Below are 16,312 nucleotides of genomic sequence, written 5' to 3'. Positions count from 1 at the left end.
TTCCGAGCTACTCAATTTGCTTTCAACCTTTCCAGCGCTTTGACGAAGAAATCGGCAGAGCCGAAGTTGCCTGACTTCAGGGCAAGAGCGATCGGCTTGTCGCCATCGGAAAGGAGGACTGGCACGCCTGGATCAATTTCCTGCCCAATCGTCAGCGCGCCAAGATCCAGAGCTGATACGACTGCGCCAGACGTTTCGCCGCCAGCAACGACCAACCGTGTCACGCCCGATTGAATCAGCTTGAGGGCTGTGTCGGCGAAGAGGGCGTCGAGCTTGGCTGCGACTTTGTCGCGACCATACTTCGCCTGAATGGCCTTGACTTCTTCAGGTGTACCGGAGGAGTAGGCAAGCGGGGCCTGGCCGTGATTGCCCGTTATAAATTCTACGACGTGGTCGGAGGTGGTTTCGCCGCTCATCACCTTGTCGACGTCGATGGCTAGCGTCGGGTGGTTTTGCTTGTGGACATCGATCTGGCTGCGGGTCGCACCAGAGCAGCTTCCCGCCAGGATCGCGTCCGGCCCGTCTGTTCCGATCAACCTGCCTGAGTTTCCTGAAGCTTGGCCGCGCCGAATGAAGTTCTCAGCAAGACCAATCGCTATGCCAGACCCGCCTGTTACCAGCTTATGGTCGGCAATCGCCGACCCGATTGTGATCAGATCCTGATCGGATGTCGCATCGACGATTACCAACGTGTCATCCTTCGCGGCAAGCGCAGCGGCGACTTCCTCGGCACCCTTGCGAACCGTATCAAGCGCGACATGCCCAACGGACGATCGGGTCTGGTATCGCAGCCATCGGCGAATGTCGGGATCCGTCATGGGTGTAAGCGGATGGTTCTGCATTCCGGATTCACACAGGAGCCGGTCATGGACGAACAGGTGCGCCATGTAGACGGTGCGGCCAGCACCTGGGAACGCCGGGCATGCGACGACGCTTTTCACATCGAGTGCGGCCGCAAGCGCTTCGCCCACGGGTCCAATGTTGCCGTCACGGGTGGAATCGAATGTCGAGCAGTATTTGAAGACGATCTGCCGGCAGCCTTGGGCCAGAAGCCAGTTCAAGGCGTCAAGGGATTGCGCTACCGCCTCCTCGACTGGAATAGTTCGGCTTTTGAGGGCAACCACACCCGCCTCAACGTCGGCAGATGCAGCGGTTTTCGGTACGCCGAGAAACTGGGCGGTGCGCAGTCCACCGTTAGGCGCCACGCCCTTTGCAATTGTGTTTGCAATATCGCTTGCGCCGGTAAAATCGTCGGCGATCACTCCTAAAAGCACTACTTTTCCTTTCTTCGCGGATACCACCCGATGGAGACTTGCAGCAAACTGTCTCTTTCAGCCGATGCCGCGACGCCTGATGCCTTCTTTGATCACTGCTTTGCGATCGGATCGCGCGGCTTCAAGACGGCCTGTTCGGGACTGCTGAAAGCAGGCAAACCGCTGGCCTAACTTTGAGCACTTTCCTGGACGCGGGAGCGCGCATTCAGTGCGGAGGACATGTGCAGCACACCGAGTTCAGGGCTAGTAAGTACTGGCACCGACATCTCGCTCATTTCTTTCAGGGCATTCGCCATTGATGCTTGAGCAAGAACAACCACGTCGACACTGCCCACGAGCGAAGCGAGGCCCTCGCGTATCATCGCATCATGCGCCGCCCTGTCCCCGTTTCGCAATTTATCGAAGGCTCCCTCACAAAGACCACTGGCGACGGAAACGTCGCGATTCATTCTTTGCGCATGGCGTTCAATCAACCGGGTCGTAGGCTCCATTGTTGTAGCCAGGGTCGCGAGGACACCGATTCGATTCCCGCGGTTGATCGCCTCGATCGCCATCCCGTCATCGATACGGAAGAGGGGGACGGGGCAGAGTGGCATTGCCGCATCCACTGCAGGGCCGAGCGACGAACAGGTGACGAGGACCGCCGAAGCCCCCGCATCCACCGCCGACCAGATGTGAGTCGCAAGCCGCCGCATGGTCTGACGTGACAGCGTGCCTTCGCGGATCGTGTTCCCCAGCAGGCTCTCATCCAACATGTTGAACGGGCGCCAAGCGGGCAGATGGTGGCCAACGAGTTCGTTAAACGCGGGGATGATCCCGGGGACCGTATGGATCATGGCAAGCGCAGGGGACTCATGAATGCCTGTAGTCATGGCTTATATCTCTGTTTTTAATTGTGCACGCTCTTCAATTTGAGCCTGTAACAGCAGGGGGGATACGAACCCGATCGCGGCATCTGTCGTGCTCGACCGGAAGTCGATTCAAAACCACTGTCGTCAGACGATGCTCTGTAACTTACCCGCGCGACGGCCGAAGATTTGACCGTCGCGCCGCCAAAAACCGAACTTTCTGCCATCCCTGCATTTGCATTCGATGCATGCTGCTCGCCTTTCTTCGGTACCGTCACATGAGCTCACTTCGAGGGCGCGCGATGAACCCAAGCTTTGATCCAGACCTGCCCCTGCCCATCGGGAATTTCCTGCTTCCGGCCGAAGGCGTCATCGAAATGCATCCGTTCGAACGGCAAGGCCTGGGCGCTTCCCGCCCGACTCGCACGGTCGTTCAGGTGCCGGAACTCCACTACGGCTATCTCGTAGAAGTCGATGCGATAGCCGTCATTGCCTCAGATGCTCCTGCCGGAGGGGCAGGAAACAGTGCCGTATAGATCGGCCGAAAAAATAACTCAGGTCAGCCCCCATGTCTCCAATTGTCAAACACATACAGAACGATCAAGAGCTTCCCGCCAAGGCGGATGTCGTCGTCATCGGCGGCGGCATTATTGGTGCAACGGCAGCTTTCTTTCTCGCGGAGCGGGGACTGTCCGTCGCTCTGGTTGAAAAGGGCCATGCCGGCTGCGAGCAGTCGAGCCGCAACTGGGGTTGGTGCCGCCAACAGAACCGGGATGAGCGCGAGCTGCCGCTATCGGGTGTCGCCCTGCGGCTATGGGGTGAGTTCGAGTCCAAAATCGGAGAGGACGTCGGTTTCCGCCGATGCGGTCTGCTTTACGCTACGGACAATCCGCAGCAATTGGCGGAATGGGAAGCATGGCGTGAGACAGCGCGCCAGTTCAACGTCAATACGAAGATGCTGAGCGCCAGCGAAGCGGCGGCCGCAATTCCGGCAAACGGCCGTCGATGGCTCGGCGGGGTCCATTCAATCGATGACGGCAAGGGTGAGCCTGCCATCGCCGCGCCGACGATCGCGAACGGCGCTCGCAAATTTGGGGCGACGATCCACCAGGAGTGCGCTGCGCGAGGCCTCGATCTGGTAAATGGAGCGGTAGCGGGGGTTATCACCGAAAAGGGGACCATCCGGACACAAGCCGTCCTTTGCGCCGGCGGTGCCTGGACGTCGCTGTTTTGTCGCCAGCACGGCGTTCTGTTTCCGCAAGCGAGCGTGCGCCAGACAGCGCTACGGACGCGGCCGACAGCGAATCTGGGCGAGGCGATCTATACGCCGGAGTGCGCGCTGACCCGCCGGTTGGATGGCAGCTACACACTTGCGATCAGCGGCAGGGCGATGCTCGACATCACCCCGCAAGGCATTCGCTACGCCCGCTGGTTCATGCCGATGTTCATGAAGCGTCTGAAAGCGGTGCAGTTCGGCATCGGCAAATCCTTCCTCCAGGGTCCGGAGGCATTGGGAAGCTTGAACAAGAGCAAACCGACGGCCTTCGAACAGATGCGCGTTCTCGACCCGCCGCCGAGCCGCCGCACCATCGCGGCTATCTTGAAACGGGTCACCGAGCAGTTTCCTGCATTGGCGGGGGTCGAAGTCGCCGACAGTTGGGGAGCCTACGTGGATTTCACGCCGGACGCGGTGCCGGTCATCTCGCCGGCCGACGGCGTGAAAGGTCTCTATCTGGCGGCGGGCGCCTCTGGCCACGGTTTCGGACTGGGCCCAGGTATCGGCCGGCTCGCGGCCGACCTGGTTGCCAATGATACACCCTGTGTCGACCCCACCCCTTTCCGCCTGTCGCGCCTCCTTGATGGTTCGAAAGTCAAGGTCGGCGCAATCTGATCCGTGAGGCCGGATCGGGGAACAGCAGTTGGAGCGACGCGCCGAGGAAAGTTAGCGGGATGGATTACGACGTAATCGTCATCGGCGGCGGGCTGGTAGGCGTATCGATTGCCTGGGGTCTGTCGAAATGCGGCGAAAGGGTTGCAATCGTCGACGAAGGCGATCTGGCAAACAGGGCCGCCCGGGCGAATTTCGGTCTCGTATGGAGCTCAAGCAAGGGCCTCGGCAACGCCGCCTATTCGCGGTGGTCGCGAACCTCGACGGCGAACTGGCACCAGTTGGCAGCCGAACTCAAGGCCGAAACCGGCATCGACACTGGCTTTGTCCAGTCGGGCGGCTTCTCAATTCGGCTAACGCCAACGGAGCTGGAACGCGGGATCGCATCGATGGCGAAGCTCGCCGGCCAACCAGGAATGGGCGCGGAAGGAACGCCGCCGCTCGAGTATGAGATACTCGATCAGGCGGAGACGCGCCGCCGCTTGCCCCTCGTCGGCGAGACAGTGGCAGGTGCGATTTTCAGCCCGCTCGATGGACACGCAAACCCGCTGCGGCTGTTCGCTGGCTTTCACAAGGCGCTGCAGCAGCGTGGCGTTCATTATTTTCCGCACCGGAAGACAACTGCGATCCACCATCGCGCCGGCGCCTTCGAACTGGCTGGGGAAGGATGGAGGCTCGGTGCCGGCAAGGTCGTGCTTGCGGCCGGCATCGCCAATACCGCGCTGGCCCCGATGGTTGGGCTGAGCATTCCTCTCTCGCCGAGCCGCGGCCAGATCATCGTCACCGAGCGGCTGAAGCCTTTCCTCAGCCATGCCACCGGCTATCTGCGGCAGACAGACGAGGGCCCTGTGCTGATCGGCGAGAGCAAGGAGGAGACGATCGATCATCAGCGACCGCGAGGACCAATCACCGCAGTTCTGGCCGAACGCGCGCTACGCACCTTCCCACTGCTCAGGGACGCCAAAGCGGTGCGGATCTGGGCTGCATTCCGCGTAGTGACGCCCGACGGCTACCCCATTTACGAGCAATCGGAGCGGTTCCCAGGTGCGTTTGCATGCGCCTGCCACTCCGGCGTGACGCTGGCGGCGAACCATGCGCTGGTCCTGCCGCGGCAAATTTCGGCCGGGGCGCTGTCTGACGATCTTTCCGTATTTCATTCCCGGAGGTTCCATGTTCCGGCGGCTGTCTGACAGAAAAGAGAGTTCGGTCTCATTCACATTCAACGGCGCGCCGACCATGGCCCGCCAGGGCGACAGCGTCGCCACTGCACTGTTAGCCGCGGGACATCGCAGCACGCGGCGTACGCCGGTGTCCGACGCCGCCCGTGGTCCTTACTGCATGATGGGTGTGTGCTTCGAGTGCCTCGTCAAAATTGACGGACTGCCGAACCGACAGGCTTGCATGACCACCGTCGTGGAGGGAATGCGGGTCGAAACACAGGACGGCGCGGCCATGCCGGGGCGGGAAGAATGACTAGAAACATTCAGTCTGCCGCCGATCTCGCGCCTGCCTATGACCTCGTCGTCGTTGGCGCGGGGCCTGCCGGCCTCTCGGCAGCCATCGAAGCCTCGACCCACGGCCTCGCCGTATTGCTGGCTGACGAAAATGATTCGCCCGGAGGCCAGATCTATCGGTCGGTCGACCGTGCTTCGGATGCCGATCTTGCGCGCTTGGGGCCGGACTACGCTGCCGGTCGGAGGCTCATCGAGCGGTTCCAGCGCGCAGACTTGAGCTATGCCCGCCGGGCGACGGTGTGGAGCGTCGGGCCCGCTGACGAGGAAACTGGCGACGGCGCGCATGCGCTTGAGGTCGGGATCTCGCTCGGCGGCATTGCCCGGCCGATCGCCGCCCATCGCGTGATTCTCGCAACCGGCGCGCTCGAGCGCCCGTTCCCATTCCCGGGGTGGACCATGCCCGGCATCATGGGGGCGGGAGCGGCGCAGGTCTTGATGAAGTCGTCAGGCCTCGTTCCCTCCGGACGGACCATCCTCGCCGGGACCGGGCCGCTGCTGTACTTGCTGGCAAGCCAACTTCTGCGGGTAGGCGTGTCCGTGACAGCGGTCGTCGATACCACGCCGGTCGAGAACTGGCGCTTGGCCCTGCCTCACGTGCTTACCTTTGCCACGTCGCCCTATGCTCTCAAGGGCCTGAAGCTTCTCTTGGACGTTCACCGTCGAACCCGTGTCATCCGCGGGGTGACCGCGATCGAGGCGGTCGGTTCCGGACAATTCAGCGCCTTGCAGCTTCGTCGCGGCAACAAGTCCCTGCACATTGAGGGCGACCTGCTGCTTCTGCACCAGGGGATCGCGCCGAACCTCAATCTCACGCTGGCAGCCGGGTGCGACTACGGCTGGGACGAGCGCCTCGCAGCCTTCCGTCCGGCCGTCGACGTTCGCGGCGCAAGTTCGGTTCCGGCGATTTCGATCGCCGGTGATGCGGCGGGAATTGTCGGGGCGGTTGCTTCGGCTGTGCAAGGAGAGCTCGCGGGCCTGTCTGCGGCGCTCGACTTAAATCGAATTGGCCAGGGTGCCTACGAACAGCGCCGGAACCGACTCGCACGAAAGCTCGCTCTTGCCCTCAGGGGCAGGACTTTCATCGAGCATCGGTTCCGGCCCGGCAAAACGTTTCGCGTGCCCGAGGACGACAACACCATCGTCTGCCGCTGTGAGGAAATCACAGCCGGCAAGCTGCGTGAAGTTGCCGCGCTCGGCGTTCCGGGTCCTAACCAAATGAAGGCGTTCACACGATGCGGAATGGGACCATGTCAGGGCCGGCTGTGCGGTCTGACCGCGGTTGAACTGCTGGCGCAATGCCGTAACGTTCCGCCCGACGAGGTCGGTTACTATCGGCTACGCCCGCCCATTAAACCGGTGACACTGGGCGAACTGGCCGCTTTGCCGCACACCGAGGCAGCCATCGTCGCTGTCGCCGGATTCTTGGAACGCGCCGCCGATGGCGCGCAGGACGCCATCCATGGGAGCCACCAATGAAACATGCCCACAAGTTCTATATCGACGGTCAGTGGGTCGAGCCCTCGGTGTCTAAAATACTTGAGGTCATCGATCCCTCGACCGAGCAGCCGACGGGTACGATCGCACTCGGCAGTGCCGCCGACGCGGAAAAGGCGGTCGCGGCCGCGCGGCGGGCGTTTGCCTCCTTCTCGCAGTCGCCAAAGGAAGAGCGCGTCGAACTGCTGAAGCGCATTGTAACGATCCTGAAGCGCCGCAATGACGAGCTCGGCGATGTCATCTCACGGGAAATGGGCGCGCCGCTCGCCATGGCCCGGGCCGAGCAGGCCGCCCTTGGTGCTGCCCATTTCGAGCAGACGATCAATGCCTTCGGGACCTTTGCCTTCGACTACATGCAGGGGACCACGCGCATCGTGCACGAGCCGGTCGGGGTCGTTGCGATGATCACGCCGTGGAACTGGCCGATCAACCAGATCGCCTGCAAGGTCGCTCCGGCGCTCGCCACCGGCTGCACCATGGTGCTGAAGCCTTCGGAGATCGCTCCCTTCAATGCCGTGATCTTCGCCGAGATCATGGATGAGGCGGGCGTGCCCAGGGGGGTCTTCAACCTCGTCCAGGGCGACGGGCCCACGGTGGGTGCGGCACTCGCCAGCCACCCGGACGTGGACATGGTGTCCTTCACCGGGTCGACCCGCGCCGGCATCGCCGTGGCGCAGGCCGCGGCACCGACCGTCAAGCGGATGCATCAGGAGCTCGGCGGCAAGTCGCCGAACATCATCCTGCGCAGCGCCGACTTCTCTGCCGCGGTCGCTGCTGGCGTCCGCCGCTGCTTCGGCAATTCCGGCCAGACCTGCACTGCGCCAACGCGGATGCTGGTGCCGGCGGAGCGCATGGACGAGGCAAGCTCGATCGCCGCGAGGCAAGCGGATGCGCTCGTCGTCGGTCCGCCTTCGGATTCGCGCACCGACCTCGGACCGGTCGCAAGCGCCGCCCAGTTCGACAAGATCCAGGCGCTGATCGAACGCGGCATCGCCGAAGGAGCGGAGCTCGTCGCCGGTGGCCTCGGCCGCCCGTCGCATCTCAATGCCGGCTATTACGTGCGCCCGACGGTGTTTGCCCGCGTCACCAACCAGATGTCGATTGCGCGCGAGGAGATCTTCGGCCCGGTGCTGTCGATCATCGGTTATAACAGCGAAGAGGAAGCAGTCGCGATCGCCAACGATACGCCCTACGGCCTCGCCGCCTATATTCAGGGCGATCTCGAGCAAGCGCGGGCGCTCGCAGGCAGGCTACGCGCCGGCATCGTTCGCTTCAACAGCTCCGCCTGGGACCCGGCCGCCCCCTTCGGCGGCTACAAGCAATCCGGCAACGGCCGGGAATACGGGAAGTTCGGGCTGCACGAGTTTACCGAGATCAAGGGCATCGTCGGCTTCTCGAACGAGTGAGGGTCAAGATCGGTGTGCCGGGCCGGATGCCGGGCGCACATCGCGGCTGCTATTTGCCCCAGTCTCGGCGTCGCCTCATCCGGAAGTCTCAGGTGTGCCACAGTCGGCGCACCTGGGTTTGCTGTCACTCGTAAACACAAATGTAGATCTTGCGTACGGTCTCGATCGTACGCCAAACACCGACGAAACCCGGCTTCATGACGAAGCTGTCACCGGCGCGATAGGTCTTCGTCTCGCCGCCCTCCTCCTCGATTTCCACGAGGCCCGAAATGAGATGGCAGAATTCGTAGGTGGTACCCTTGATCGAATGATGCTCGCCAGGCGTCGCCTCCCAGACGCCGGTCAGCACCTTCTCTCCTTTCGAGGCATCCTGCGCCCAGGTCTTGAAGAGCGGGTTCCCCGAAATGAGCCGGTCCTGTGCGGGAACCGCCTCCTTTGGTGTGAAGCTCGGATCGGTATCAATGGTAATCAACAGTGACATGTCGTTTTCCTTGTTCGGTTCGCGGGTGCGGGATCGATGAGGCTGATTAAATTCCGTCCGGCGCGGACCGGATGTTTTGCTGCCCTGCGCGGTTGAGCCAGCGATGTGCCTCTGAGCTGGATCGGGCGTTACCCAGAATAGGTCGATCAAGGAGTTGGCTTTGCCAAATAGAGCGTCGGTTCAGCAGATAATTTCAAAAGTTCGCTGCGAACCAGCGAAGCTGCCCGCGCCGTATGACGGCGGTCGCCGCGTTTGCGACACAGCGGCAAGTTTCTTTTAGTATGAAACACTGACTTGCCCGATGCGCCGCTGGCCATAGCATCGTCGCCGTCGAATGCATCGCTGCTTTCTGCACAACGGTGCAGTCCAGTTGCAGCATGCAGCCTGGACTCATCTCTTGCGGGGAACACCGCGAGTGGGCAGTGAGCAATGACGGTTCCTGTCTGCGAACGCCGCCATTCAGCGCTTTGGCCACCTAATTCCGCTCTCCACCCAAGTGAGAAGTTCCGCGCACGATCTGTTTGGTGTTCGCGATTTGATCTCCCTTAGCGTTGTCGGCCTTTATCAACCAAAGACAGCGACTGCTGATTTGACGATGATGCCACCATCCGGACTTCTGCGCAGTTGACGGCCGGTCGCGGCGCGAAAGATTTGCAGCAATTGCAGCGCCGGTGGCACGCGTGACCAAAGGGTTTTCATGCGTTCCCTGCCATTTCGGCTTTTCCGCACAGCCTGGCCCGTCACAATGCGCTGTGACCAGCGGAAACCGATCTCGTGGAAATACAGGTCGGCGTGCTGCGGGCTGATGTGATGAAAGACGCCGGCAATTGTGCGGCGGACGCGGGCATTGAAACCTTCGACCGAATTGACATGAACGGCGTCACGAACGTATTCGCGGCTGGAATGCTTCACAGTGTCATGTCTGGCATAGCTCTCGCCAAGGGCCATGAACGCTGTCGCCTCATCGCTCATCAAGCAGGCGTCGGGGTCGATCTGCGCTTCGGCGGCGCGCGCCGCTGCACGGAGCGAAAGACCAGTCACCACCGCAGCACGCGCGTCACCGGCCGGAGTGCCGGGTGTGATGTCATCTGGCCGTTGAACGATCACCATGACAGGCGTCTTCTGGGTATTCGGTAGGCCTTTTCGGCCTCGTCCAGGCGGTGGATCGTCCGGATTTATTCTTGCTCGCCCACCGAGATAAAAATGGTCGATCTCCACCGTGCCATCGAGCATGTGCTCGCGCGCCGCCATGAGACGCAGCGCGTGTCCCATCCGCCAGGCCGTGGGTTGGCTTACCCCCAGAGCCTCGGCCAGACGCACCGAGGACAAACCTTTATCCGACTGCAGAATAAGCCACATGCCCTTCAGCCAGACACTCAAAGGAAGTTTTGTGGAATGCAGCGGCGTGTGTGTCGTCACCGTAAACTGGAACCGACACTCGCCGCTGGAGCATTGATAGAGACCCGGACGCGCACGCCGCTTGCCCATATCGCGCCCGGCGATCGCGATCGAGCGCTTGTAACCACAGGCGGGGCAAACTCTTCCGGCCGGCCACACCATGCTTTCCAGCAATCGCCGACACTGTTCCTCATCGCGAAAGGCCACGACCATATCTTCCGCGGTCCGAATGTTGGTAAGCGCTGCAAGCATCTCCGACATTCTCATCTCCTTCGGATCATGCCCGAAGAATCGCATGGTAGCCCTTGTGTATCAAGGCTACCGCTGTCTTTGGTTGATAAAGGCCGCGTTGTCTAGCGGGAAGCCAACGCTATGCCCTCAGTTACCTGCCGAATTCGCGTTCGAGAAAATGGGAGCCAGACCGGAGCCGCTAATATGGCCAAGGCTGCAGAGGCCGACCCATGATTATTCGTCCCCTGAGGTATGAAGTGTGACGGGGGCTACGGCGACGCTGCCAGCCTCCTCCTTTGCCACGTACACCGATTTCGATGTTGCCGATGATTTAATGTCCCAGCGCCGATAAGCGCGCCCCGGCGAATCCGCGGGTGGCAACCACCGGCAGCTTTGCCTGTCCCGCCTAACGTCACACCTGAAGTGTGGAAACGTCATCTTCCACGACAGCAATCTCGCCGATAACTAGCCCGTTTCCGTGATAGAGCATGATTCCACTCCCCATGCGCGCAGCGCGCTCAATATTGATCGACAACATCTCTGTCTGGCTCTGGGCGTGGCAAGCCATGTGCACATTTGTATTGCGCCGAAGTGCGATACGGATGCCTGGCCAAGCCAAACCGCTCTGCACCCCGCCGCGCTTCTCGGCCCCTGTCACTTCAACACGTGGGAGATCATGGCCAGGAATTTATGCGCTACTTCGAAAAGGACAGTGTAATAACTCGCGTCACCGGCGAGAGCGACAACGCCGGCAGCGTAAAGTCTGTTTTCGACAAAGCAAATCTGCGGGTCGAGGGTGTTCATGACGCAGTTCCGAGGCTCGACATGAGCGGCTCGCCCTTTAAGGACAAAGTTCAGCAGTCGAGCTTGCCATGGTCGCAAAGTGGTGGATGAAAATATTTTGAAACCGGGATTTCTCCTCCATCGTGCAGTTGGGAAGTTCGGTCTCCGCGGCCTCAAACTCGTTGATCTCGGTTCCCGCGTGATCTTTCTGACAAAGGCGACGATCAGCTTACTGGAACGGCGATCGCCCAGTTCATTCCCGAGACGCTCTCGCCCAAAAGCGCCGCGCGGGTTCCCCCGCGCGAACACGCCTCCTTAAACAGCGGTCACCAATTGTGGCGTGGGCAAAACAGTGCCCTTTTCATCGAGAATACTAAATGCGTACTGCCCCTTACCATCGACGCCGACGGAATAGGTCAAGCGTTCGCGTATGCGATTGTCTTGATCAAAAGTGAGCACCTTTGGCTTCAATTTGGTAATACTGCTGTCGTCGAGATAGACGGAATTGCAGATGATTATCGCGTCGCCTGGCTGGCACGTGCGGGCGGCCGCACCGTTGAGGATACAGCACCTCGACCCGCGCTCGCCGAGGATGACATAAGTGGAAATTCGCGCGCCAGAATTCCTGTTCCAGATTTCCACGAATTCCATTGGGAGAATGCCAGCGGCCTCGCAATGATCGGGGTCGAGTGTGATCGATCCGTGGTAATTGAGGTTTGCCTCGGTCACATAAATGCCGTGCAGCTTACCCGCGACAAGTTTTCGCATCGTCCCTCCTGGTCAACTTCATAGAGGCACCGCGGAGTGATCTCGGCGCGGCCCCAAATTTTTACATGTTCGGATAGACCGGGCCTTCGCCTCCTTGTGGCGGCACCCAGTTGATGTTCTGGTTCGGGTCCTTGATGTCGCAGGTCTTGCAGTGCACGCAGTTCTGCGCGTTGATGACGAAGACGTCTTTCCCGTCCTTCTCCACCCATTCATAGACCCCGGCCGGACAGTAGCGCGTCGACGGACCGGCATAGACGTCGTGCTCGGAGCGCTTCTGCAGCTCCATATCCTTGACCTTGAGGTGAACCGGTTGGTCTTCCTCGTGGTTGGTGTTCGACAGGAACACCGAGGAGAGGCGATCGAAGGTCGACACACCATCCGGCTTCGGATAATCGATCCGCTGATGCTTGGCCGCCGGCTCGAGGCTCTGCGCATCGGTCTTTCCGTGCTTCAGCGTGCCGAAGAAGGAGAAGCCGAACAACTGGTTGGTCCACATGTCGAGACCACCGAGTGCCACGCCCACCGCCGTGCCGAACTTCGACCACAGCGGCTTGACGTTCCTCACCCGCTTCAGGTCCTTGCCTATGTCGGTCTGGCGCCATTCGTTCTCGATCTCGACCGGCTCATCATTGGCGCGGCCGGATGCGATCGCTTCCGCCAGCTTGTCGGCAGCGAGGATGCCCGACAGCACCGCATTGTGGCTGCCCTTGATGCGCGGCACGTTGACGAGACCGGCCGAACAGCCGATCAGCGCCCCGCCGGGGAAGGACAACTTCGGCACCGACTGATAGCCGCCCTCGCTGATCGCACGCGCACCATAGGAGAGCCGCTTGCCCCCCTCGAAGGTACCGCGAATGGCGGGGTGCGTCTTGAAGCGCTGGAACTCCTCGAACGGGAAGAGATAGGGGTTCTTGTAGTTCAAGTGCACGACGAAGCCGACGGCGACCATGTTGTCTTCGAGATGATAGAGGAACGAACCGCCACCGGTCTTCATGCCGAGCGGCCAGCCGAAGGAGTGCTGCACCAGCCCGGGCCGGTGGTTTTCCGGCTTGACCTGCCAGAGCTCCTTCAGCCCGATACCGAATTTCTGGACGTCACGACCTTCGTCGAGCTTGAACTTGGCGATCAGCTGCTTGGCGAGCGAACCGCGCACGCCCTCGCCGATCAGCATGTATTTGCCCAAGAGCGCCATGCCGCGGGCGAAGTTCGGGCCCGGCTCGCCGTTGCGCTCAATGCCCATGTCGCCGGTGGCAACACCGATGACCGCACCCTCGTCGTTGTAGAGCACTTCGGTGGCGGCAAAGCCCGGATAGATCTCGACGCCAAGCTCTTCCGCCTTTGTCGCCAGCCAGCGACAGACGTTACCGAGCGAGACGATGTAGTTGCCGTGATTGTTCATCAGCGGCGGCATCAGGAAGTTCGGCAGGCGGATCGAGCCGGCCGGGCCCAACAACAGGAAGTGGTCGTCCGTCACCTCGGTCTTGAACGGATGGTCGGCGTCGGCGCGCCAGTCCGGCAGCAGCCTATCGATGCCGATGGGATCGACGACGGCACCCGACAGGATATGCGCGCCGACCTCGGCGGCCTTCTCGAGCACCACCACCGAAAGCTCCGGATTGACCTGCTTCAGCCGGATCGCCGCCGCAAGACCGGCCGGCCCCGCGCCGACGATCACGACGTCGAACTCCATGCTCTCGCGCTCGGGCAACTCCAAGTACTCGCTCATTTCAAATCCTCACAAAACTCGTGGATGCGGTCCGCCATGTCGCAGTTCACCTAGCCATCAGCATGGTCATCCGACCGACGCCATCCGGCGGTCGCGCGATAAACACCGCCGTGCCCCAATCTTGCATGGACATCTCGGGCGTCCCGCGGCGGCATTCAGCAAAGCCAGTATGATTCTTAAAACTCTTCCCATTCCTGCGATGGCTCATTTATGGCGGCCGCACTGCTGCCAGCGAAGGCACGAATGACCTGGTTGCCGAGCATCCGCGCGCCCGAAACGATGGGGGGATGTTCATTGGACGATACCGCGACGGGTCGCGCGCCTATGGTACCTATGCTAAACTGCGCGATTAGTTTGTTGAGGGCATCTGCTTCTGTCGCCAGAGCATGGCTGGCCGCAGTCTGCTCCTCCGCCATGGCCGCATTCTTCTGCGTAGTTTCGTCGATGGAATTCACTGCAGAGCTAATCTCCTGTAGTCCAGTCGATTGCTCGCGCGCCGACTGTGCTATTGCCGCGACGTTTTTGTCGATCGCCTGCACCTGGTTTACGATCAGAGAGAGTGCCGAACCAGTCTCGCCGACGAGCTCAACGCCGAGATGCACCTGTTCGCCCGATTTGCCAATGAGTGTTTTAATTTCCTTGGCAGCGTTCGCCGAACGCTGGGCGAGTTCGCGGACTTCCTGGGCGACGACGGCAAAACCTTTCCCGGACTCTCCTGCCCTCGCCGCTTCCACGCCTGCATTTAGCGCCAGCAGATTCGTCTGAAACGCGATTTCGTCAATCACGCCGATGATGTTGGAGATTTCTCGAGACGAGGTTTCGATTCCGCTCATCGCACTCACTGCACGCAGAACAACCTCTCCGGACTTTTCAGCACTGATGCGGGTTCTCTCTACCAATCGACCAGCATCCTCCGCCTGCCGGCTGGCATCCTTGAGCGCCGTTGTGATCTCTTCCAGAGCGGCGGCAGTTTCCTCTACCGAAGCTGCCTGCTGCTCGGTACGCCTGGCGAGGTCGTCGGATGCTGCGCGAAGCTCAGCGGAGCCGGCTTGGATAGCGTTGGCGTTGCTACCGACTGAACGCAGTGCCGTCTGCAGCTTCTCAACCGAAGCGTTGAAATCGTGACGAACCTGGTCGAGCGATCCGGCAAATACCTGTTCAATTCGGTGAGTCATGTTGCCATCGGCAAGGTTCCGCAAGCCAACAGCCAGCGCCTCAACAGCAATAGCCGTCTGGCGTTCGCGTTCCGCCGCTTCCTCAGCGCGTTGACGCCGTTCCTGTTCGGAAAGTATGCGGCCTTGCTCGGCCTCGTTTTCAAGGCGAGCTTTAGCCAGCGTCGAGTCGCGAAGCACCGCAAGCGAGCGGGCCATCTCACCAATCTCGTCTTGACGTTCAGATTCCGAGAGGTCAACTTCCGTTCCACCGGCGGCTATCGCGCTTGTAGCCGCGATGACCGTGTTGAGTCGACTACGAAGACGTCTCGCCAGGAGCCAGCCGACCGACACCATCATGCCTGCGGCGACAGCGATGACAATAGTGGATATCAACGCGAGAGAGGTCACGTTAGCGAAGAGGACAGAAGTGGGAACGCACGCTACTGTGAACCAAGTTATGCCGCTCACGAGCGGGACCGGCACAGCAACGCCGACGAAGGAAATCCCACCTGCGCCCTTGAACTTCACGGCTTTTTCGGGGTTGGCTATGATTTCTTGCCACGCTTCCGCATCGAGTCCGGAATCCGCTAGGTTCTTCCCTAAGGTTGTTTTGTCAGGGTGGCTTACAACACTGCCCCCTTGGCTCAGAAGAGCGACATAGCCTTCGCCGAGCGGCTTCAGTTGAGCCATTTCGGACGTCAGCGCATCAAGAGCAATGTCCACTCCGGTCTCGCCGAGAAACCTGCCGTTGAACATCAATGGCACCATGAACGAGGTCATGAGCACGCTCTTGCCATCAACGATAGGACTATAAGGCTCAGTCAGAAATTCCTTCCCGGTTGCCTTAGGCACCAGATAGTAATCTCCAACACCCGGCTTATCGTAATCGACCAACGGCATTAGTTCGATTGTGCCGGCGTTGCGGTAAAAATAGGGAATGTAGCGGCCCGTTACGTCATGGCCCGACTTGTTGCGATATTCCTCGTCTTTGCCGTCAAATGCTCCAGGCTCCCAAGCGGTACTGATGCCAAGCGCAAATGGGTTGTCGACCATCAGCCGGCTCAAGACGCTGTTCATCATATCACGACTCGGGTTCCCAGCCGCCTTCACGGCGTAAAGTGCCGAACGCATGTTCCGACTGAGAGCCCTGACGTCGGCGAAATAAGTCTCAACTTTACCGGCAGTTGCATGCGCCGTCTTCACCATCTCAGAGACGGAGCGCTCTTCCACGGCTCGGTAGGACAGCCAGAGCAGAATGCCCGCGGTCACGACAGTGGTGGCTACTCCTGTTGCCACGATGGCGAACATATTTCTAGCGATCGCAGTCTTGGGTATCAGCATCAGGCG

At 60.7% G+C, this 16,312-nt stretch carries 13 protein-coding genes and 1 pseudogene; 6 read left to right on the top strand and 8 right to left on the bottom strand.

Annotation, left to right across the window (positions count from 1 at the left end):
- Positions 1-11 precede the first annotated feature (11 nt).
- Together otnK and QM996_RS29705 are read right to left on the bottom strand one after the other, a co-directional pair.
- Complete coding sequence (gene otnK, locus QM996_RS29710; protein WP_334198714.1) at positions 12-1,274, bottom strand: 3-oxo-tetronate kinase; 1,263 nt, start codon at positions 1,272-1,274, stop codon at positions 12-14.
- 167 nt (positions 1,275-1,441) lie between these two features.
- Positions 1,442-2,146, bottom strand: coding sequence for an aspartate/glutamate racemase family protein (locus tag QM996_RS29705; RefSeq protein ID WP_334197410.1), 705 nt, complete (start codon positions 2,144-2,146; stop codon positions 1,442-1,444).
- Positions 2,147-2,523: 377 nt separating this feature from the next.
- Here QM996_RS29705 and QM996_RS29700 point away from each other — a divergent pair.
- The 6 genes and pseudogenes from QM996_RS29700 to QM996_RS29675 all read left to right on the top strand — a co-directional run.
- Positions 2,524-2,658: pseudogene (locus QM996_RS29700) on the top strand (RidA family protein); the annotation flags it as partial.
- 32 nt (positions 2,659-2,690) lie between these two features.
- Complete coding sequence (locus tag QM996_RS29695; protein WP_334197409.1) at positions 2,691-4,013, top strand: NAD(P)/FAD-dependent oxidoreductase; 1,323 nt, start codon at positions 2,691-2,693, stop codon at positions 4,011-4,013.
- Between the two features lie 59 nt (positions 4,014-4,072).
- The gene (locus QM996_RS29690) at positions 4,073-5,200 is read left to right on the top strand and encodes an NAD(P)/FAD-dependent oxidoreductase (protein ID WP_334197408.1); all 1,128 of its coding nucleotides are present in this window, start codon (positions 4,073-4,075) and stop codon (positions 5,198-5,200) included.
- On the top strand, positions 5,181-5,483 hold the full coding sequence (locus QM996_RS29685) for a (2Fe-2S)-binding protein (RefSeq protein ID WP_334197407.1): 303 nt from the start codon (positions 5,181-5,183) through the stop codon (positions 5,481-5,483). The genes QM996_RS29690 and QM996_RS29685 overlap by 20 nt, the downstream gene beginning before the upstream one ends.
- Complete coding sequence (locus tag QM996_RS29680; RefSeq protein WP_334197406.1) at positions 5,480-7,000, top strand: FAD-dependent oxidoreductase; 1,521 nt, start codon at positions 5,480-5,482, stop codon at positions 6,998-7,000. Before QM996_RS29685 ends, QM996_RS29680 begins: the two co-directional genes overlap by 4 nt.
- Positions 6,997-8,424, top strand: coding sequence for an aldehyde dehydrogenase family protein (locus QM996_RS29675; RefSeq protein WP_334197405.1), 1,428 nt, complete (start codon positions 6,997-6,999; stop codon positions 8,422-8,424). Before QM996_RS29680 ends, QM996_RS29675 begins: the two co-directional genes overlap by 4 nt.
- A gap of 124 nt (positions 8,425-8,548) precedes the next feature.
- Here QM996_RS29675 and QM996_RS29670 read toward each other — a convergent pair whose 3' ends face one another.
- The 6 genes from QM996_RS29670 to QM996_RS29645 form a co-directional block, all read right to left on the bottom strand.
- Complete coding sequence (locus QM996_RS29670) at positions 8,549-8,905, bottom strand: cupin domain-containing protein (protein WP_334197404.1); 357 nt, start codon at positions 8,903-8,905, stop codon at positions 8,549-8,551.
- Between the two features lie 564 nt (positions 8,906-9,469).
- Positions 9,470-10,564, bottom strand: a complete 1,095-nt coding sequence (locus tag QM996_RS29665) for an IS1595 family transposase (RefSeq protein WP_334197403.1) — start codon at positions 10,562-10,564, stop codon at positions 9,470-9,472.
- A gap of 624 nt (positions 10,565-11,188) precedes the next feature.
- Positions 11,189-11,338, bottom strand: coding sequence for a hypothetical protein (locus QM996_RS29660; RefSeq protein WP_334197402.1), 150 nt, complete (start codon positions 11,336-11,338; stop codon positions 11,189-11,191).
- A 294-nt stretch (positions 11,339-11,632) separates the two neighbouring features.
- Complete coding sequence (gene panD, locus QM996_RS29655) at positions 11,633-12,085, bottom strand: aspartate 1-decarboxylase (protein WP_334197401.1); 453 nt, start codon at positions 12,083-12,085, stop codon at positions 11,633-11,635.
- 61 nt (positions 12,086-12,146) lie between these two features.
- Positions 12,147-13,811: an electron transfer flavoprotein-ubiquinone oxidoreductase gene (locus QM996_RS29650; RefSeq protein WP_334197400.1), complete on the bottom strand. Its 1,665-nt coding sequence runs from the start codon at positions 13,809-13,811 to the stop codon at positions 12,147-12,149.
- A 176-nt stretch (positions 13,812-13,987) separates the two neighbouring features.
- On the bottom strand, positions 13,988-16,306 hold the full coding sequence (locus tag QM996_RS29645; protein ID WP_500270426.1) for a methyl-accepting chemotaxis protein: 2,319 nt from the start codon (positions 16,304-16,306) through the stop codon (positions 13,988-13,990).
- Positions 16,307-16,312 lie beyond the last annotated feature (6 nt).

Origin of the sequence: Sinorhizobium chiapasense (assembly GCF_045277575.1) — a bacterium.
Taxonomy (GTDB): domain Bacteria; phylum Pseudomonadota; class Alphaproteobacteria; order Rhizobiales; family Rhizobiaceae; genus Ensifer; species Ensifer chiapasense_A.
Note: the sequence above shows the minus strand (reverse complement) of the source record. Positions and strands in the feature narration are given on the sequence as shown.

What these genes read in the sequence shown, in the direction of transcription:
- QM996_RS29680 (WP_334197406.1), top strand. Translation starts at nt 5,480, where the DNA reads ATGACTAGAAACATTCAGTCTGCCGCCGATCTCGCGCCTGCCTATGAC.
- QM996_RS29665 (WP_334197403.1), bottom strand. Translation starts at nt 10,564, where the DNA reads ATGTCGGAGATGCTTGCAGCGCTTACCAACATTCGGACCGCGGAAGAT.
- QM996_RS29650 (WP_334197400.1), bottom strand. Translation starts at nt 13,811, where the DNA reads ATGAGCGAGTACTTGGAGTTGCCCGAGCGCGAGAGCATGGAGTTCGAC.
- panD (WP_334197401.1), bottom strand. Translation starts at nt 12,085, where the DNA reads ATGCGAAAACTTGTCGCGGGTAAGCTGCACGGCATTTATGTGACCGAG.
- QM996_RS29645 (WP_500270426.1), bottom strand. Translation starts at nt 16,306, where the DNA reads ATGCTGATACCCAAGACTGCGATCGCTAGAAATATGTTCGCCATCGTG.
- QM996_RS29660 (WP_334197402.1), bottom strand. Translation starts at nt 11,338, where the DNA reads ATGAACACCCTCGACCCGCAGATTTGCTTTGTCGAAAACAGACTTTAC.
- QM996_RS29690 (WP_334197408.1), top strand. Translation starts at nt 4,073, where the DNA reads ATGGATTACGACGTAATCGTCATCGGCGGCGGGCTGGTAGGCGTATCG.
- QM996_RS29705 (WP_334197410.1), bottom strand. Translation starts at nt 2,146, where the DNA reads ATGACTACAGGCATTCATGAGTCCCCTGCGCTTGCCATGATCCATACG.
- QM996_RS29685 (WP_334197407.1), top strand. Translation starts at nt 5,181, where the DNA reads ATGTTCCGGCGGCTGTCTGACAGAAAAGAGAGTTCGGTCTCATTCACA.
- QM996_RS29675 (WP_334197405.1), top strand. Translation starts at nt 6,997, where the DNA reads ATGAAACATGCCCACAAGTTCTATATCGACGGTCAGTGGGTCGAGCCC.
- QM996_RS29695 (WP_334197409.1), top strand. Translation starts at nt 2,691, where the DNA reads ATGTCTCCAATTGTCAAACACATACAGAACGATCAAGAGCTTCCCGCC.
- QM996_RS29670 (WP_334197404.1), bottom strand. Translation starts at nt 8,905, where the DNA reads ATGTCACTGTTGATTACCATTGATACCGATCCGAGCTTCACACCAAAG.